We start from the raw sequence: 16,116 nt of genomic DNA, 5'->3' as shown, positions 1-16,116 counted from the left end.
ATCAGATCGGGTACACGTCCAAAGTGACGTCCGACGTATCCTATTCGACCAGAAACGCGCCGCAAAAAGCTGCTGAAGAGCACCTGGAGATCTTTACGGATGGCCAAGCCCGCGCAGAAGACTTTACCGATGCGGAAGTGACCGTCTATCCGACGCAAAAGGAAGACCTCGACGACCGTAAATTCACACGCTGATAGGCCCGGTCTGAAAACCTGCACCTGCCCCTCGCGGGCGGGTGCCAAATACCAAGTCTGATCACACCGCATAGCGGACATGACTTGCCCCGCGTCTGGCTGACCTTACCTCGGGTGGGTAACGAGCGAGGCGGACCATGACCAAAAATAAGAAAATCACCCTTTGGATCATCGCGGCGCTCCAGTTCAACGCGACATTGTTTTTCGTTGCGGGAGTAGCGATCACGCTGTTCGATCTGAGGCTTGGCGTCTTGACCCCCGAATTTTTCGAGAACCAGTTTATTCCGCAAGCGATCGGACTGGTGCTGGGTGTTGTCATGGGATGGGTTGCCATCCGCATGAGCATCAGACGCGCAGATCGAGCCGAAGAAAAGCTACGGCATATTTCGACTGATTTTTCTGACCTTTTGAACGAATATTTCGACAAGTGGCACCTTACCGTCGCCGAACGAGATGTCGCCGTGTTTATGATCAAGGGCATGCGGGCCAAGAGCATCGCCCGACTGCGCGGCACCTCTGACGGGACCATCAAGGCGCAGACAAATGCCATCTACCGCAAAGCGGGCGTCACTGGACATACGGAGCTTTTGAGCCTGTTCATTGATGATTTGATGGGTGAAACGACGGTGTCGAGCGACAAAATCGCTGCTTGAGACGACGGACAGGCCAAATTAAGGTGACCATTCCTGCCAATGTGATGATGCTGGGTGCAGCGTAGCAGGTGAAACTGGACCGCTAACCAAGGCTGCAGCAAAGGGTCTGTTCAAGTTGATGCCGCACGAAGAACAGCTCGTAGATGGCCTACTGTTCCACTAGAACTATCTCCCGACTATCAAAGGTCTGCAAGTTTTCGCCTGTTTGATCCAGAGCGCGGCAAGTTCCTGCCATGCCCGGATTTTGGTTGGAACGTATCTGAATTTTCGGGGTTTGATTTCCAGGATGCACAGAACGTGTCTTGCAGTAAATCTAAGGAGAACTCAGATGAAACTTACAACAAAAACACTGATCGCCGGTCTTATGGCCACAGGTATTTCCACAGCAGCCTTCGCAGGCACCGATGTAGGTGTTGGCGCTGCCGCTGGAGCAAGTGCTGCCGCGGATTCGGGCGTAAGCGCGACTGCTGGCGCTGATGTGACGGGCGCGGCATCAACGTCGAAGTCTATGGACAAAGCCAACAAAGTCGAAAAGAAAACCACTGAATTGGCCAAAGAAAACTACGGCCAACTGATTTCCGAGCTGCGCTCGAATTCGTCTACGAGCGCCGATGTTGAAGCAGAAATCACTGATTTCAACGCCAACAGCGAGCTGCAAACAGTGACGGTGACAGAGCTCAAAGGCAATACTTCCGAAAATGCAGCGGCACTTGATGGAGCGCTGGAAGCACAAGAAGAGTCTGTGGCTGATATGCGTGCAGCCATTGAAGCTAACGCCGACCTGAAGGCTCAAGTCGAAGCCGAAGGCTTTACCCCCGAGCAAGTTGTCGCTGTCCGCACAAACGGCATGGGCGGTCTTACCTTGGTTGTCGACGACCGCGGCTAAGTTAATATTCTAACCGGACACTAGGTTAAGTGTCCCAAAGGTTTGCAGGGCCGGTGTTCAATCACCGGCCCTGCTTTTTTGTTGTCCTTACACCAAGACCTCTTGAGCTTCCGGCTTTTCAACACCGAAGACACGTTCAAAGCGTTCGATTTCAGCTTTCGGCCCCATAGCGACCCAGCTCGTTCTTCACCCCAGCTAAGACTTTGCGACAGAACCTGAACGAATGTTCAAAAAGGGATCATTCATATGAGTTCTAATGAGTTCTAATTCTTGACTTTCCGGTGCCGCGCTTTGATTGAGGCACCGTGGAAACACCAAACGAGAGGTTGAAATGCATTTTCTTGCCAAGATTGCCACAGTGATCTGTGCAGTCAACAATGTCATTGGTCGAACATTTTCCTGGCTATCTCTCGGGATTGTCGCCGTATGCTTTACTGTGGTGGTCCAACGTTATGTCTTTGCTGTCAGCTATGTTTGGATGCAGGATCTTTATATCTGGCTGAACGGAGCGATGTTTACAGCTGTTGCCGGCTTTGCGTTGATGCGTGATGATCACGTTCGAGTGGATATATTTTATCGTCCGGCAAAAATGCGTACACGCGCAATCACAGATCTTTTGGGCGTTTTCCTGTTTTTACTGCCGTTTACTTGGGTGGTTTACACATATTCGATGCCATTCGTGTTGCGGTCTTGGACCTATACAGAGGCGTCGGCGAATGTGGGCGGTATGCCGGGTCTTTTCATTCTGAAGTCCTTTATCGTGGCCTTTGCATTTCTGATCGCGCTTCAGGGTTTGGCAATGATCATCCGGTCAATTCTGGTCATAACAGGCAATCAACAGCTGGTCCCGAAGCGGATCCAGTACGGTGAAGACATGGTCACCTCTGATCAACCCAAAGGGGCCGTCTGATGGATCCTGTATTGATAGGCGAAATCCTTGCCGCGTTGATGTTTTTTGGCGTCATTGGCTTCTTGCTTTTAGGGTTTCCGGTGGCCTTTTCGCTGGCTGGCGTTTCCTTGTTGTTTGGTGCGGTTGGTCTGGCGCTTGACGTCTTCGATCCTTCGAATTTTGGCTCTCTGCCCAACCGATATATCGGATTCATGACGAACGAGGTTTTGGTCGCGGTACCGCTGTTTATCTTCATGGGTGTGATGCTGGAACGCAGCCAGATCGCCGAGCAGCTTTTGCTAACGATGGGCAAACTGTTCGGTAACCTGCGCGGCGGCCTTGGTATTTCAGTTGTTCTGGTGGGTGCCATGCTGGCGGCGTCGACCGGGGTGGTCGGTGCGACGGTCGTCACCATGGGCTTGATCTCGCTGCCTGCGATGTTGCGGGCGGGGTACGACCCCAAACTCGCCACGGGTGTAATCTGCGCAAGTGGTACACTGGGCCAGATCATACCGCCTTCAACCGTTCTGATCTTCATGGGTGACATGCTGTCTGGCATCAACAGCCAAGTGCAGATGGCAAAAGGCAACTTTGCGCCGGTGCCTGTATCGGTGGGCGACCTGTTCGCCGGAGCTTTGCTGCCTGGTATATTGCTGGTCTCGCTTTACTTGTCCTGGGTTGTTTTTAAAGCAATCACCGACCCTGAATCCTGCCCCGCAACGCCTGTGCCCGCGGATGAAAAAAGCGAACTGCTGCGTGAAGTATTCGTCGCGCTGGTCCCACCGCTTTTGCTCGTTCTGGCTGTCCTCGGCTCGATACTTGGCGGCATCGCAACGCCGACAGAGGCGGCGTCGGTGGGGGCCGTTGGAGCAATGATCCTTGCGACACTGCGCTGGCGTCTGTCCTTCAAGATCCTGAATGAGACGGTTATCGCGACAGCCACGATCACCAGTATGGTTTTTGTCATTCTACTGGGGGCTTCTGTCTTTTCGGTCGTCTTTCGAATGATGGGCGGCGACAATTTGGTACATGAATTCCTAAGCAATCTGCCGGGCGGCACGATGGCGGCTGTCGTAGTTGTTATGCTGATCATGTTCTTCTTGGGATTTATCCTTGATACGTTCGAGATCATCTTCATCGTGATCCCGATCACCGCACCGGTGTTGTTGGCACTGGATGTTGATCCGGTCTGGCTTGGCGTTCTCGTCGGCGTCAACTTGCAAACGTCGTTCCTGACCCCACCATTCGGCTTTGCGCTGTTCTATTTGCGGGGCGTGGCCCCGGCCAGCTTGCCGACAAGTGCGATTTACAAGGGTATCCTGCCTTTTGTCGGCTTGCAGATCGTAGCACTTGCGATCCTTTTTGCCTTCCCCGGTATCGTGACGTGGTTGCCGCGGCTGATCGCTAACTAATTGTTTATGAGGAAAAGAAAAAAGGCCCGGTGTTTTAACCGGGCCTTTTGCGTTTCAAGGTGATCAAGATCAGTACTTGAGGTACTTTTCGCGTGCCACGGTAAACGGCGCGTCGATGCCTTCTGTCCGCGTCCGCACGAGGTTCAGCGCCTCGATAAAGCTCTCGGTCGTCTTCTTGACCAAAGGATCATCGCTCGCGCGAAGCTCTTCAATCACTTCCACGGATGCCTTGGCACCGGCTTCCATGATGTCTTCGGGGAAGTCGCGTACAATCACACCGTGATCGTTCACCAGTGTTCTCAACGCACGTGGATCATTGGCGTAGAAGTCGGCCGATACCTGATCATATTCGGCTTGGCAGACGTCGCGGATGATTGCCTGAAGATCATCGGGCAGTTCCTGATACTTCTTCTTGTCAACAACCAGTTCGGTTGCAAGGCCAGGCTCAACAAAGGATGGCATATAGTAGTTCTTGGCCACTTGGTGGAAGCCAAGCGCGAGGTCGTTGTAGGGGCCAACAAATTCGGCAGCGTCAAGCGTACCTGATTGCAGCGCTTGGAAAATCTCGCCCGCTGCCATGTTGGTGACTGTTGCGCCCAGTTTCTCCCAAACGCGACCGCCAAGGCCAGGTGTCCGGAACCGGATGCCTTTTACATCTTCAACGCTTTTCAGTTCATTGCGGAACCAACCACCGGCTTGTGTGCCTGTGTTGCCCGACAAAAAGCCTTGGACGCCGAACTGGTCATAGATTTCATCCCAGATTTCCTGACCGCCGAGGAACCGGACCCAAGCCGTCAGCTCGGGCGTGGTCATGCCGTAGGGTACACCCGTAAAAAAGGACAGCGCAGGCGACTTGTTTTGCCAGTAGTAGGCAGCGCCGTGGCTCATCTCGGCGCTGCCGTCAATCACAGCATCCAGAGACTGAAGCGGCGGCACAAGCTCGCCAGCGGAATAGACCTGAACCGTCAGGCGCCCGCCCGAAGCAGCCGTAACGCGGTCCGCCAGACGCTGCGCGCCAACACCCAGACCCGGGAAGTTTTTCGGCCACGTTGTGACCATACGCCAAGTGATATTACCTTGGGCAACAGCCGGAGCAGCTAGAGTGCTCGCCGCAGCGCCAACACCAACTACACCCGCATTTCGAATAAAAGAACGACGATCCATAATGTATCCTCCCGATATCGATTAGACTCGTTTAAGCGAACCGGCAGAAAACCCGACCACTTGTTTGAAGACATAATCTGGAGGCAAACCGAATGTCCATGCCATGGAAACACAAAGCATTTTCAAACCTAAAACTGTTCATCGGTGGCTGATGAAAAGGCCTCGCCTAAGTGGGCCCATGTTGCAAGGATCGACAAAGCCTTTGAACGCGCCCTACGCGAGAGGGACGTCAAACGGCGCGTTTGAACGGGCAACGCCGTCGGAGGCAGTGTCGCAAATTTCTGGCTGGGTTAAGAAGGTGGGGTTTAGGACAGGGTTAGGCTGCGAGCGCTGCGAACGGTATTGCTGATATGCTGCCGGACTTTGGCACGTCTAGCGTTTTGTCATGTTCAAATTGATCCGACAGCCACAAAGGTTCCTCGCGTCCCACGATCAAATCAACGCAATGTTCAGACCCCGCTGCTACCGCCTCTCCACCGTCCCATATCGCCACGCAAGGTCAGATGCCTTCGACCTGTGACACGGTTTTTGCGCTCGAAATGACGACTGAAAAAATCATCCCTGGGACCGTTACAGGTCAGTGCAACAAAGTCCGTACGCATAAATGATGCACATGAATAACGCGCATTTCTCTGGGGTTTACTTTCTCGTAAGTAGGTGGACTCATGACTTTCCAACCCCTCTGGAAACGGCTACCTTCTGGACGTTCAAACGGATCTGTTGTGTGATCTGAACACACGCGTTGTTGTGCCTTTGCTGCCGTCATCAATCGCACCAAACCCGGCAACGACGCTCAACCCAATTTTCGAATTCAATGATGAGCCAGTCGTTATGGTAACGCAGTTTATGGCGGCGATACCCACCGACATTCTTAAGACTTCCGTTGGAAAACTCGCTGAAGAGTTTGAGAAGGTCACAACCGCGATCGACTTGCGTATACAGGGATTTTAGACAGCTCACGTCAATCCAGCCATGATAATTTTTGACATAATTGCAATTATAAAGCTGCCTTTAAAGTATTGATATTTAATTAGAAGTCTTTCTTCTGCCCATCCCTCGGGCGACTGCACTGCGTGCCGAGGCTTCAGCCTGAATCATGGCTATCGACTTGGCAGGCACCTCTGCTGGCCTTGTCGCAAACTTTTGGGGTTCCGACCGGGTCTGCAAGACTGCAGGGGATTTCCGCGACCGGGGTGAGCGGATGTGACCACCGGTATATCAAACGGATCATCCGTCCCAAGCTCGGCTTCAAGGCTTTCCATTCTGCTGCCGCAACCATCGCCAGGATCGAGGACACCCACATGATCCGAAAGCGTCAATTCGACGCCAATGGCCTGTTCTCATTCCAATAACCCGCCGTGCACGCAGCATATAATGTTCAAGGAGGACCGTTCTTCAGCCCAGCTAAAGCGTTGCGACAGAGCCGATAAATCCTGCCACGTAGTCATGCAGGCCCCTGGCGTTATGTCGCGTTCAGATAGGTCTATGTTCCCTCCCGAACATACATAGCCTGTTTACCCTTTGGTGGGTGTCGTCAAAAGACGGCCCTGGCCCAGCAATCAAAGACAATTGGCGACGGGTGCGCGGGGACACTACGGGGTGGCTGCCCATCCCCGGCCCGTTGAAACCTGAAGGTTTATCCAGCTGTTTGTCAGATTTTGCGCGTCACCGGCGACAGACAGTCGAACGGTTGACCTAGACATTTCGGCATCCAACAGATTGAGAAGGTCTGTTGTCCCGGCCGAATAGGTCGCGCGCGAAAGCTCAAGTGCGCGGGCATAAGACGCAGACGTCGACCGGAAGGTGGCAAGCGCGCGTTGGTTGCGCCGATAGGCGCTTTGCGCGGATTGTGTGTCTTCGACAGCATTCAGGATTTGCGCGCGCCAGTCCAGCTCTGCTTGCTTTGCCTGGCTGATGGCTTGGGCGCGGCTGGCGCGCAGACGGCTTTGGGAGGCAACCGGCAGCGACAGGGAGGGGCCGAAACCCCATGATCCGTTGCCCGCGGCAGTCACGGTGCCGGTCAGTGAAACCGAAGGATATAGATCGGCCTCGGCGATGCCGACATTTGCGACAGCCGCCGCCAATTTGCGTTCAGAGGCGCGCACATCCGACCGGTTGCGGAACAGATCAGCAGGCACGCCTGCGGCGCTGCCGCCCTTGGGATAGGGTTGCGGGGCACCCTTGCGCAGATCAGCCATCAGCGGTCCGGCAGGTTCGGCCAGCAAGGTTGCAATGCCATAGACCGCGTTTTCAAATCCGGTCTCAAGCGCGGGAAGCGAGGCGCGGGCTTCTTCCAGCAGGGCCTGCGCCTGCACACGGTCCAGCTCTGACGCGGCACCTGCGTTTTCCTGTGCGCGCACGCGCAGCATCCGTGCGCTTGATTCCGTCATGTCGATATAGATCGGGTCCAAGCGCGTGACCGTGGCCAAGGCGTCGGTCTGGTTGGCCGTGACCACCGCCCCGACCGAAATCGCGGCAACCGATGAAATGCCATCAATCGGGCTGCAAATTTCGGTGCCTGTAAGGTCAAGGTCAGCAACCGTAACGGCGGAATTGGCAGAACTGAGCGTGGCCTTTGCCTGCAATAGCGCCGCTTCGGCTGGATCAAGATCGGCCTGGGTGACGCCTGATCCCACCAGCTCGCGGTAGCGATCAACGGTTTTTTGTGCGGAATCGACAGCACCTTGTGCGCCTGCGGTTTCGGCCCGTGCTGCTGCCGCTGCTGCTGCGTATCTGTCTTTGCGCAAGGTGAACATCAGATCGCCCGCAGACACCCGCGCGCCCGGTTCGTAGTCAACGCTTTCAACGATACCTTCCACTGTGGGCCGGATCTTCGCGTCCTGAAAGGCCACCGCGCGGGCGGGTAAGGTGACGGTGAAAGGCACGTTTTGGGTTTCGGCGGTGATCACGCCGACGTTCACCGGCCCAGACATCACGCCGGCATCCCCTGCGCAGATGCAGCCCCTATCCCAAAAATGAATGCGCCCCACAGGGCTGCAGTTCGAAGGGCGTTGGCGACCATCGTTGATTTGATCATCGTAAAAATTTCCTTGCCGAAATGACACGCCACCGGGGGACGACTCATGTAGTTTCGTTCCTGATACGCAGAACTTGCCTACGGTGCAAACATGACATAGGATGCACCACAATATCGGGAGAATCCTTCATGACCACCACCCTCAGGGAACGTCGCAAGCAGCAAACCAGTCGTGAAATAAGGCTCGCGGCAATAGAACTTTGCTTTGAGGAAGGCTTTGAAAATGTCACGACGGAAGCGATCAGTGCACGCAGCGGCGTCAGCCAGCGGACCTTTTTCAACTATTTTCCGAACAAAGAAGCCGCGATAATCGCGCGTCCGCCGCCTTTCCCCGACGACGTGGTGGCTGATTTTGTGAACGGGTCAGGGACATTCCTTGAGGATCTTGAGGCACTGGTGATCGCCCATCTTGGCCAGTTGGAAGAAGACAGAGAAATCATTCGGACATTGCGCAACCTGATTGAAATGCATCCGGTCCTTCGCGCAGCCCATGACGCGTCGATGCGCCTGTTGCTCGCCGAACTTTCCGGATTTTTCGCCCGGCGGTCACCCGATACCGACCCCGTTGTCATGGAAATGCTTGCCAGTGCTGTCGTGATGGCCATCGGCGGGATCATCCGATCGATTGACCAGGATGAAACCCCGTTTGCCGCCCGTGTTGACGAAGTCTTCGTTCGGCTTCGGACAATGGTCGATGTGGTCAGTCAGCCACCAGTCGCCATGGGTTAGGTCCGCAGATCGTCCAACGAATTTTGTGCCTTCGACATTCGAAAGCAGACATGAATAGTCTGGCATCTGCCGAGTTAGAGACAAATAATAATTTGTATCTTCAGAAATGTAACGGTGTAGAAAAATTGAAGTCCGGTGCCTGCCCGGTTCCACTCAGGCTTTGACAGCACTTGGCAGGCGTATCGCGCGTCAGCCAATCCCGCGCAGTGTTTCCAGGTTCTATTGAAACGTACCGACAAAAGCAGCCTATTAGTTGAGTGCAAGAAAAAGCAGCGTCACGAAACGTGTCTGGGATCATCCTTCAATCGGATATTGGCACTTGCGTCAGACACTGGTCTAAGATCATCCGTGTGAATTCTTAACTTGCCCTGAACCGGTAGCCGTTCGGAAGACCTTGATCGAGCAATAGAGACGATTATGAAACTACGCGCATTTGCCGACAAAGCTTCGGGGCTTCTTCTTTGCGCGATGACGGTGCTTGTGATCTGCAATGAATGGGGCGTGGCCAAGTGGAGTGAACCTCTCAAACCGGTTCTCGTTCTGAGCCTGGTTGCGATCCTGACATCTCAGGTGCGATTGTCGCGCAAGGCTTTCGTTCTGGTGGGGCTGATTTTAAGTGTTGCGCTGGCGGTCAACAACCGTGACTGGCTTGATATTGTCATAAAGGGTTTGAGTACGGCGGCATTCATCGGAGCGTTCTTTTCGGCGCTGTCGACGCTCAGAACTGTGGCCCAGACGTCTCCTGCTATTCAACGCGCAGGAACCTTTCTGGCCGAGCAAAAGCCGGGTCGTCGCTATGCCGCTCTGACGCTTGGCGGGCAAGCATTCGCCTTGTTGCTGAACTATGGTTCCATTCAACTTCTGGGTACGCTGGCGATGACCAATGCGAAAACGGAACCCGATGCCGAAATTCGCGGACACCGTATCAGGCGCATGTTACTGGCCATCCAACGCGGCTTTGTCTCGTCTTTACCGTGGTCGCCGCTTTCGTTTGCGATGGCAATTTCCATAAGCGTCATTCCGAATACCACATGGACGCAGGTCTTGGTCCCGGGGCTCATGACGGCATTCATTCTGGCTGGCATCGGCTGGGGTCTGGATACTGTATTCAAACCGCATTTGACGGTAACGCCGGTCCGAACAGAGCCGACCGGAACCTGGTCCACGATGTTACCGTTGCTCGCGCTTTTGACGGTTCTGGTGGTCGGTGTTGTCAGTTTGCACGAAGTTTCGGATGCGCGGATTGTTGGTTTGGTGGCCGTTTTGGTACCCGCTATCGCCTTGGCCTGGATGCTGATCCAGCACTGGTCTGATGCCCCGTTTGCCAGCACTGGTGCCCAAATCAAAAGCTATGTTCTCGTGGAACTGCCCGGATATCGTGGTGAGCTGATTTTGCTGATGATGGCGGGTTATATTGGCACTGTTGGTTCGCAGTTGTTGGGGCCCTTGATGCTCAAAGCAGGGTTGGATCTTTCAACGGTGCCCCCTTGGATCATCTTGGTTGCCTTTGTTTGGATTATCCCGCTGGCGGGTCAGATTGGCATGAACCCGATCCTTGCCGTTACGCTGATCGCACCTTTGATACCTGACGCGGCCAGTCTGGGTGTGCAACCCACGGCGCTTGTGGTTGCACTGACGGCCGGGTGGGCGCTGAGCGGCGCAAGTTCGCCTTTTACGGCAACCACGCTTCTTATTGGCTCATTCGCTGGGATCAGTGCGCTTCGTGTGGGACTGCTGTGGAACGGTGCATATACGTTGATCTGTGGTGTCGCGTTGTCGGTGTGGGTATTGATCTACGCGTTTGTGATCTAGGTTCTACGTCCTCTTATCCTTGCGCGTTTTGTTGTAAGTCAGCCAAGGTACGGAAAGAGTCAGAGCCCTCAAGAACAGTGGTTCAACCAAGGGCCTGATTGCCACGCCCCGCTCGGCGATCAAATTGGCAACGCCTGAAAATGTGTTCCAAGCTGCATAGCACATCAACGTGGACAGTCTGCGCGTCAGAGGGATCATTGGAACTCTTGCTCAACAAAAAGCGAATTATCGGGGCAATACGGCAGAGCTGCGCGCAGTTTCGCCGAAAAAAAGCCTGTGCAGCATAAAATCGCCCAAGTTTGCAGCCATACGGGATTTAGCTGGAGCGCTGGTCGGACATCTGCACTCTACCCATATGGATTGTCCGCTATCGGATGAATTGAAACAGGGAGGTTTATTGTGAAAGAACTGAATATCTTACGTGCCGTTGGTGTCACTCTGATGTTGTCGGGAACACTGGGGTTAGGTTTGAACGCAATTACTGCGGGTTCTGCTTTTGCCAAAGGTGAAGGCGGCGGAAACGGTGGTGGCAACGGTGGCGGAAACGGTGGTGGCAACGGTGGTGGCAATGGTGGTGGAAACGGCGGCGGCGAAGGATCTGGCCAAAGTGCCGGTCGTGGTTCCGATGGCGCTGGCTCAGGCCACAGCAGTGCGGCACGGTCTGGCGGCGGCGGCGCAGGCAAGGCCAACGCGAAATCCGAAACTGTGGCTGCAAAAGGCCGGTCGACCTCGGTCAATGGCGGTGCAGCAAAGAGCCGTTCCCAAACAGCGACCACCACGTCATCACGCCCCTATTCGCGCCCTGGCCCATCGAAATCCAGCCAAGGGTCGCTGGCATCCGCTCTCAAGGGGTTGAACGCCGCACATGCAAGCCTGAACGGCCTGCAAAACGCTGCTCCAAACAGCATGCCTGGAATGCTGAATACTTACCGGGAATCTTCGATCGCAGTATCGTTGAGTGAAGAAGCGCTGGCAGAAGCACTTTTGGGTGTCGATGCGGTGCTGGCGGCGGAGGCACAGGCGATCAGTGATCTTGCCGATGCCGAAACAACGTTGAGCGAGGCCGAGCAAGCACTGGCCGAAGTAGAGGCAACTGCCGGCGCAACAGAAGAGGACATCGCTGCGGCGGAGCAGGATGTCACCGATGCAACCAACGAGGTGGAAGCAGCAGAGGCAACCGTTGAAGGAACCGCTGCGGCCGTGACAGAAGCCCGCGCCGAGGTGGAAGCTGCTGAAGAAGAGGTGGCCGAGGCACAGGTCATCGCAGAAGATAGCTTTGATGCGCTGCCCGGTGCCACTGATCTGTCAGTCGAAGCAAAGGCTGAACTTGATGATCTTCTAGGATTGAAGTGATATTGGGTGAGACGAACTGAAGCCTCTGCGGCTCTGGTGACAAACGTCCAAAGTAACTTCAGATTGTTGCTCGCGAAGGGGCTTTCAGAACTGACCCCCTCGTCAAAAATTTTGAGATTGGGCGTAGCGATGGCTGCGCCCTTTTTCTTTGGGGTCGATGCCAGTGAACAAACAATAAGAAGTTCCTGCAGGTGGTTTGCGACGGTCCCAACCTTCAGGGCTATGGCCTTGCGCCTGTGGGCTTTGCCTGTTCTGTTGGCGTTGGCACAGGGGTCGGTGGTCTGGCAGGACCCGGGGCTTGCTGACGAACTGTTTGGGATGAACGAATATGAAAATGACACGTCTTGGGGCTGATGGCCCCGAAGTTTCGCAATTTGGCATAGGGGCGATGTCCTTTGCGGGGATCTATGGCGACGCGACCGTTGGCGAAAGCCATGCCGTTCTTGATGCCTGCAGGGCCGCGGGTGTCACGCATATCGACACGGCGAATGTGTATGGCGGGGGCAAGTCGGAAGAGATCATCGGAAGCTGGTTTGCCAACACTCGTGGCGCACGGGAACAGATGGTGCTGGCCACGAAGGCCGGGATCACAGGCAATCCGGACCGGCCATTCAACAATGACCCCAAGCACCTGCAAGAGTCGTTGGATGCCAGCCTGAAACGGTTGGGCGTTGATCACGTCGATCTGTTTTATGTTCATCGGTACGACCGGGCGCACAGCCCCGAAGATGTTGCAGGGACCCTCAAACGGCTGATCGACAGTGGCAAGACGCGCGCGGTCGGGTTGTCAGAAATCGCGCCAACCACATTGCGCCGGGCATCTTTGGAATGCCCGATTGCGGCGGTTCAGTCTGAATATTCCTTGGCCACGCGGGCCCCCGAACTGGGATTGCTCCAGACCTGCGCCGAATTGGGGACGACCCTTGTCGCGTTCTCGCCCGTGGGGCGGGCGTTCCTGACCGATGCGCCTTTCAGCTATGATCGGGGGCAGGGCATGGCGTTCACCAAGAACAATCCGCGCTTCATGGCACCGAACTATGCCGCAAATATCGCCCAGACCGACAAGCTGCGCGCGCTGGCGGCGGAGATGGGCGAGCCGACTGCGGCGCTGGCCGTTGCGTGGGTGATGGCACAGGGCAAGAACGTCTTGCCCATTCCCGGCACTAAGAACGAAGCGCATCTGGCTGAGCTGCTGCGCGGCACCCAGATCAAGCTGAGCGCGGAGGATATTGCCCGGATCGAAGAAATTCTGCCTGTCGGTTGGGCGCATGGCGATCGCTATAATGCGGTGCAGTGGCTGGGGCCTGAGCGATACTGCTGAACTGAAGTGCCGACCCTAGGGGGCGGCGGGTGCCAAGACTGGTCGGGCAGGGGGCGCAGGCGGTGCGTAACGCCCGCTGCCCGATTGGCCCAGCCTGGCGTGCAACCCGTTCGACAACAGCCACGCGCCCAGCAAACCCGCCGATGCCGCAGCGAACACACCGGCCAGCGGAAACATCAGCAGAACAACCCATGCGACCCCCGGCGTCGCGATCCCGGATACGTCGCGATAGCTGGCATAGACAGCCGACATCTCTGTCCGTTCAGAGGGTTTGACGGCGAGAAGGAACGGCAGGCCTGCCGATACGTCCAGCAGGATCAGAAAGAACGATGCCACCATCAGCCCCAGCACGGACACCCACGGCAGACCTGACACGACTGCGGCAAGGCCAAAGAGCAGACCAGACGCGATGAACCCCGTCCGGACGGCGTGCCGGATCGATCGTCGCTGCATCCATCTGAGCATGAGCGGCGTCACGAAAAGCGCCGCGTTGGACGTCGAAAGCGCGATGCCGCCGACTTGATCGCCAAGCCCGGATTCGATTGCAAAGATCGGTAGATATACGACGTAAACCCACCATCCGCAGGATCGGATCACGGCGAACAACCACCCCGCCACCAGCCGGGGCTGTGCCGCAAACCGAGGTAGAAACGCCAGCGGATTTGTCGGTGTGGCACGGCTTTTGGTGATCAGCCGGCCATTGCCAAGCCGCATCACTAGGAAAATCGCGATCATCACGGTCGTTGCCAATGCGGCCACAAGAAACGGGGCCGGGGGCCACCATTTGTACAGGACAACCCCAGCGACCGGCCCCGCTGTCCATCCCAGTGCACTGTAGAACATGCGTGACGTTTCGCAGCGCCCCAGTTCGATCTTGGCGATGTAATCAAGCACGTAAGCATTGAAGCAGACAAAGGTGGTCACCGTGGCGATCGTGGTCAGCAACAGGCCGGTGACGATTGTACCCGGGGTGCCCAGGGTCGCCAGCAAGGATCCGGTTACGAACATAGATGCGCCGCAGACATACACCCAGCGTCTGGAAATGTAGCGCGACACGAAGGGCACCATCAGCCCCGCCGCAAGCGATGCCAGACCGATGGCAAAATAGATTGCGGACACCACGGCGGCGTCTTTCAGGGCCAGATACATTGCCAGCGGAAACACAGAGATCAGCATACCGCGGGCCACGGCCTCTGCCCCGGCCAGCAGCGCAAAGCCTTGAACACTGGGCGCTGGTGCGTGGCGCAACCACTCTGGAATTCGGCGTTCGTGCATCTTGGTCTTTCGGGCTGTTACGGCAGTATCACCCAACGGCATCTGCCGTGCAGGACTGCCAGCGACGCGATGTCGCTTTTGACAGATCGTGGCCCGCTCTGCGTCCCGCCATGTCGCAAGGATGCGGATCGTCGCAAGGCGTCACGATTTTTTTAGGGGTCAAGGCATCCCCTTGAAACCGTCAATCGCAACATACACCTGCACGCAAGCAGGCCGATGGAGCGCGTATTCCCATGCACTTGCCGACCTGACGGCCACTTGGAAACAGATATGATTTACCTACAACTTGCCCTTGGTTTTGTTTTGCTTGTCGCAGGCGGAGAGGCGCTGGTGCGCGGTGCCGTGTCACTGGCGGCCCGCCTGAAGGTGTCGCCCTTGTTGATCGGACTGACACTGGTGGGCTTTGGAACGTCGACGCCCGAACTTGTGACCAGCCTTCAGGCGGCTTTCGATGGATACCCCGGTATCGCGGTGGGCAACGTCGTCGGGTCCAACACGGCCAACATCCTGTTGATCCTTGGTGTTGCCGCCATGATCACGCCGATGTCTCTGGCCCGAAAAGGGTTCTTGCGGGATGGCATTGCCCTTGCCGCTGCGACGGCCCTTTGTGCGGGTGTCGTGCTCTATGGCGCGCTTGACCGGTCGTTGGGCGCCATTTTCCTGGCGGGTTTGTTTGTCTATCTTGGTGTCGCGTATCTGAGCGATCGGGAGAATACTGCCCGAGCGGCGGAGATTGACGGCGTGTCGCATATCGATGCCTTGCCGGGATCGAACCGGATGGCATTCGCGCTGGCTGTCGGCGGTATCGGTATCACGATCCTGGGGGCGCGTCTGGCCGTCGATGCCGCTGTCGTGTTGGCTGGCCTTTGGGGGATCAGTGAAACGGTCGTGGGATTGACCATCGTTGCGGTCGGCACATCCTTGCCGGAACTTGTGACCTCCGTCATGGCGGCCCTGCGGCGCGAACAGGGTATCGCGTTCGGCAACGTCGTGGGATCGAACATTTATAACATTCTGGGAATCTTGGGCGTCACGGCCGTTGTCAAACCGATCGCCGTTCCACCGCAGATCGCGCAGTTTGGCATTTGGGTGATGGGTGCAGCGACTTTGGGTTTGATCGCTGTTGTGGGGGCCACGCAAAGAATAAGCCGGGGCGTCGGGCTTTTGTCACTTGGGGCCTATGCGGGCTATATCTACTGGCTTGTCTAGCGATGGATGCTAAGAAGGGGGGATACTCTGCCAAGGTTTCATCAACATGGCTGCTTCGATAGTGCCGAGTTGCATGTCGCTGTCCGCGATTTGGCTCACGTCAGTGTTCAGGCCGCTATTTCAACGGTCTCGTTGCGCCACAGCCTAAAGGCATCGTTGCAGGTGTTGCGATAAGACTTGGC

Annotated in this window: 14 protein-coding genes and 2 pseudogenes; 13 read left to right on the top strand and 3 right to left on the bottom strand. The window is 56.1% G+C overall.

Translation table 11 applies throughout. From position 1 onward, the window contains the following. From RGAI101_RS20105 to RGAI101_RS20085, 5 genes are all read left to right on the top strand, one after another. Nucleotides 1–194: hypothetical protein (locus RGAI101_RS20105; protein ID WP_037230390.1), on the top strand; the 194-nt coding region annotated here is incomplete at its 5' end. A 137-nt stretch (nucleotides 195–331) separates the two neighbouring features. Next, nucleotides 332–847 carry a helix-turn-helix transcriptional regulator gene (locus RGAI101_RS20100; protein WP_008229893.1) on the top strand — a complete coding sequence of 172 codons (516 nt, stop codon included), beginning with the start codon at nucleotides 332–334 and terminating at the stop codon, nucleotides 845–847. Nucleotides 848–1,175: 328 nt separating this feature from the next. Beyond that, complete coding sequence (locus tag RGAI101_RS20095; RefSeq protein WP_008230119.1) at nucleotides 1,176–1,733, top strand: hypothetical protein; 558 nt, start codon at nucleotides 1,176–1,178, stop codon at nucleotides 1,731–1,733. Nucleotides 1,734–2,064: 331 nt separating this feature from the next. Continuing rightward, the gene (locus tag RGAI101_RS20090; protein WP_008229871.1) at nucleotides 2,065–2,643 is read left to right on the top strand and encodes a TRAP transporter small permease subunit; all 579 of its coding nucleotides are present in this window, start codon (nucleotides 2,065–2,067) and stop codon (nucleotides 2,641–2,643) included. Next, nucleotides 2,643–4,034, top strand: coding sequence for a TRAP transporter large permease (locus RGAI101_RS20085; RefSeq protein ID WP_008230052.1), 1,392 nt, complete (start codon nucleotides 2,643–2,645; stop codon nucleotides 4,032–4,034). Before RGAI101_RS20090 ends, RGAI101_RS20085 begins: the two co-directional genes overlap by 1 nt. A 69-nt stretch (nucleotides 4,035–4,103) precedes the next feature. Here RGAI101_RS20085 and RGAI101_RS20080 read toward each other — a convergent pair whose 3' ends face one another. Further along, complete coding sequence (locus RGAI101_RS20080; protein ID WP_037230387.1) at nucleotides 4,104–5,198, bottom strand: TRAP transporter substrate-binding protein; 1,095 nt, start codon at nucleotides 5,196–5,198, stop codon at nucleotides 4,104–4,106. Between the two features lie 388 nt (nucleotides 5,199–5,586). On the opposite strand from RGAI101_RS20080, the pseudogene RGAI101_RS22525 reads away from it, so the two are divergent. The 3 genes and pseudogenes from RGAI101_RS22525 to RGAI101_RS21735 all read left to right on the top strand — a co-directional run. Continuing rightward, nucleotides 5,587–5,718 (top strand): annotated as a pseudogene (locus tag RGAI101_RS22525) (IS6 family transposase); the annotation flags it as partial. 179 nt (nucleotides 5,719–5,897) lie between these two features. Further along, a complete protein-coding gene (locus tag RGAI101_RS20075) occupies nucleotides 5,898–6,149 on the top strand; it encodes a CcdB family protein (protein ID WP_037230384.1) in 252 nt (83 codons plus the stop codon). 254 nt (nucleotides 6,150–6,403) lie between these two features. Continuing rightward, nucleotides 6,404–6,550 (top strand): annotated as a pseudogene (locus RGAI101_RS21735) (IS6 family transposase); the annotation flags it as partial. Nucleotides 6,551–6,790: 240 nt separating this feature from the next. Here the strand turns inward: RGAI101_RS21735 and RGAI101_RS21385 are convergent. Continuing rightward, a complete protein-coding gene (locus RGAI101_RS21385) occupies nucleotides 6,791–8,131 on the bottom strand; it encodes an efflux RND transporter periplasmic adaptor subunit (RefSeq protein ID WP_008230008.1) in 1,341 nt (446 codons plus the stop codon). A gap of 233 nt (nucleotides 8,132–8,364) precedes the next feature. On the opposite strand from RGAI101_RS21385, the gene RGAI101_RS21380 reads away from it, so the two are divergent. From RGAI101_RS21380 to RGAI101_RS20045, 4 genes are all read left to right on the top strand, one after another. Further along, a complete protein-coding gene (locus RGAI101_RS21380; RefSeq protein ID WP_008229998.1) occupies nucleotides 8,365–8,964 on the top strand; it encodes a TetR/AcrR family transcriptional regulator in 600 nt (199 codons plus the stop codon). Nucleotides 8,965–9,381: 417 nt separating this feature from the next. Then, nucleotides 9,382–10,776 carry a hypothetical protein gene (locus RGAI101_RS20060; protein ID WP_008229897.1) on the top strand — a complete coding sequence of 465 codons (1,395 nt, stop codon included), beginning with the start codon at nucleotides 9,382–9,384 and terminating at the stop codon, nucleotides 10,774–10,776. A gap of 399 nt (nucleotides 10,777–11,175) precedes the next feature. Next, nucleotides 11,176–12,129 carry a hypothetical protein gene (locus tag RGAI101_RS22200; protein WP_198133749.1) on the top strand — a complete coding sequence of 318 codons (954 nt, stop codon included), beginning with the start codon at nucleotides 11,176–11,178 and terminating at the stop codon, nucleotides 12,127–12,129. A gap of 328 nt (nucleotides 12,130–12,457) precedes the next feature. Further along, nucleotides 12,458–13,450, top strand: coding sequence for an aldo/keto reductase (locus RGAI101_RS20045; protein ID WP_037230376.1), 993 nt, complete (start codon nucleotides 12,458–12,460; stop codon nucleotides 13,448–13,450). 15 nt (nucleotides 13,451–13,465) lie between these two features. Here the strand turns inward: RGAI101_RS20045 and RGAI101_RS20040 are convergent, their stop codons facing one another. Next, a complete protein-coding gene (locus RGAI101_RS20040) occupies nucleotides 13,466–14,725 on the bottom strand; it encodes an MFS transporter (protein WP_037230374.1) in 1,260 nt (419 codons plus the stop codon). 270 nt (nucleotides 14,726–14,995) lie between these two features. On the opposite strand from RGAI101_RS20040, the gene RGAI101_RS20035 reads away from it, so the two are divergent. Next, nucleotides 14,996–15,934 (top strand): calcium/sodium antiporter, encoded by a 939-nt coding sequence (locus RGAI101_RS20035; RefSeq protein WP_008229869.1) that lies wholly within the window; start codon nucleotides 14,996–14,998, stop codon nucleotides 15,932–15,934. Nucleotides 15,935–16,116 lie beyond the last annotated feature (182 nt).

It is taken from the genome of Roseobacter sp. GAI101 (assembly GCF_000156335.1).
GTDB lineage: Bacteria > Pseudomonadota > Alphaproteobacteria > Rhodobacterales > Rhodobacteraceae > Sulfitobacter.
This window is presented reverse-complemented; position numbering and strand designations above follow the sequence as displayed.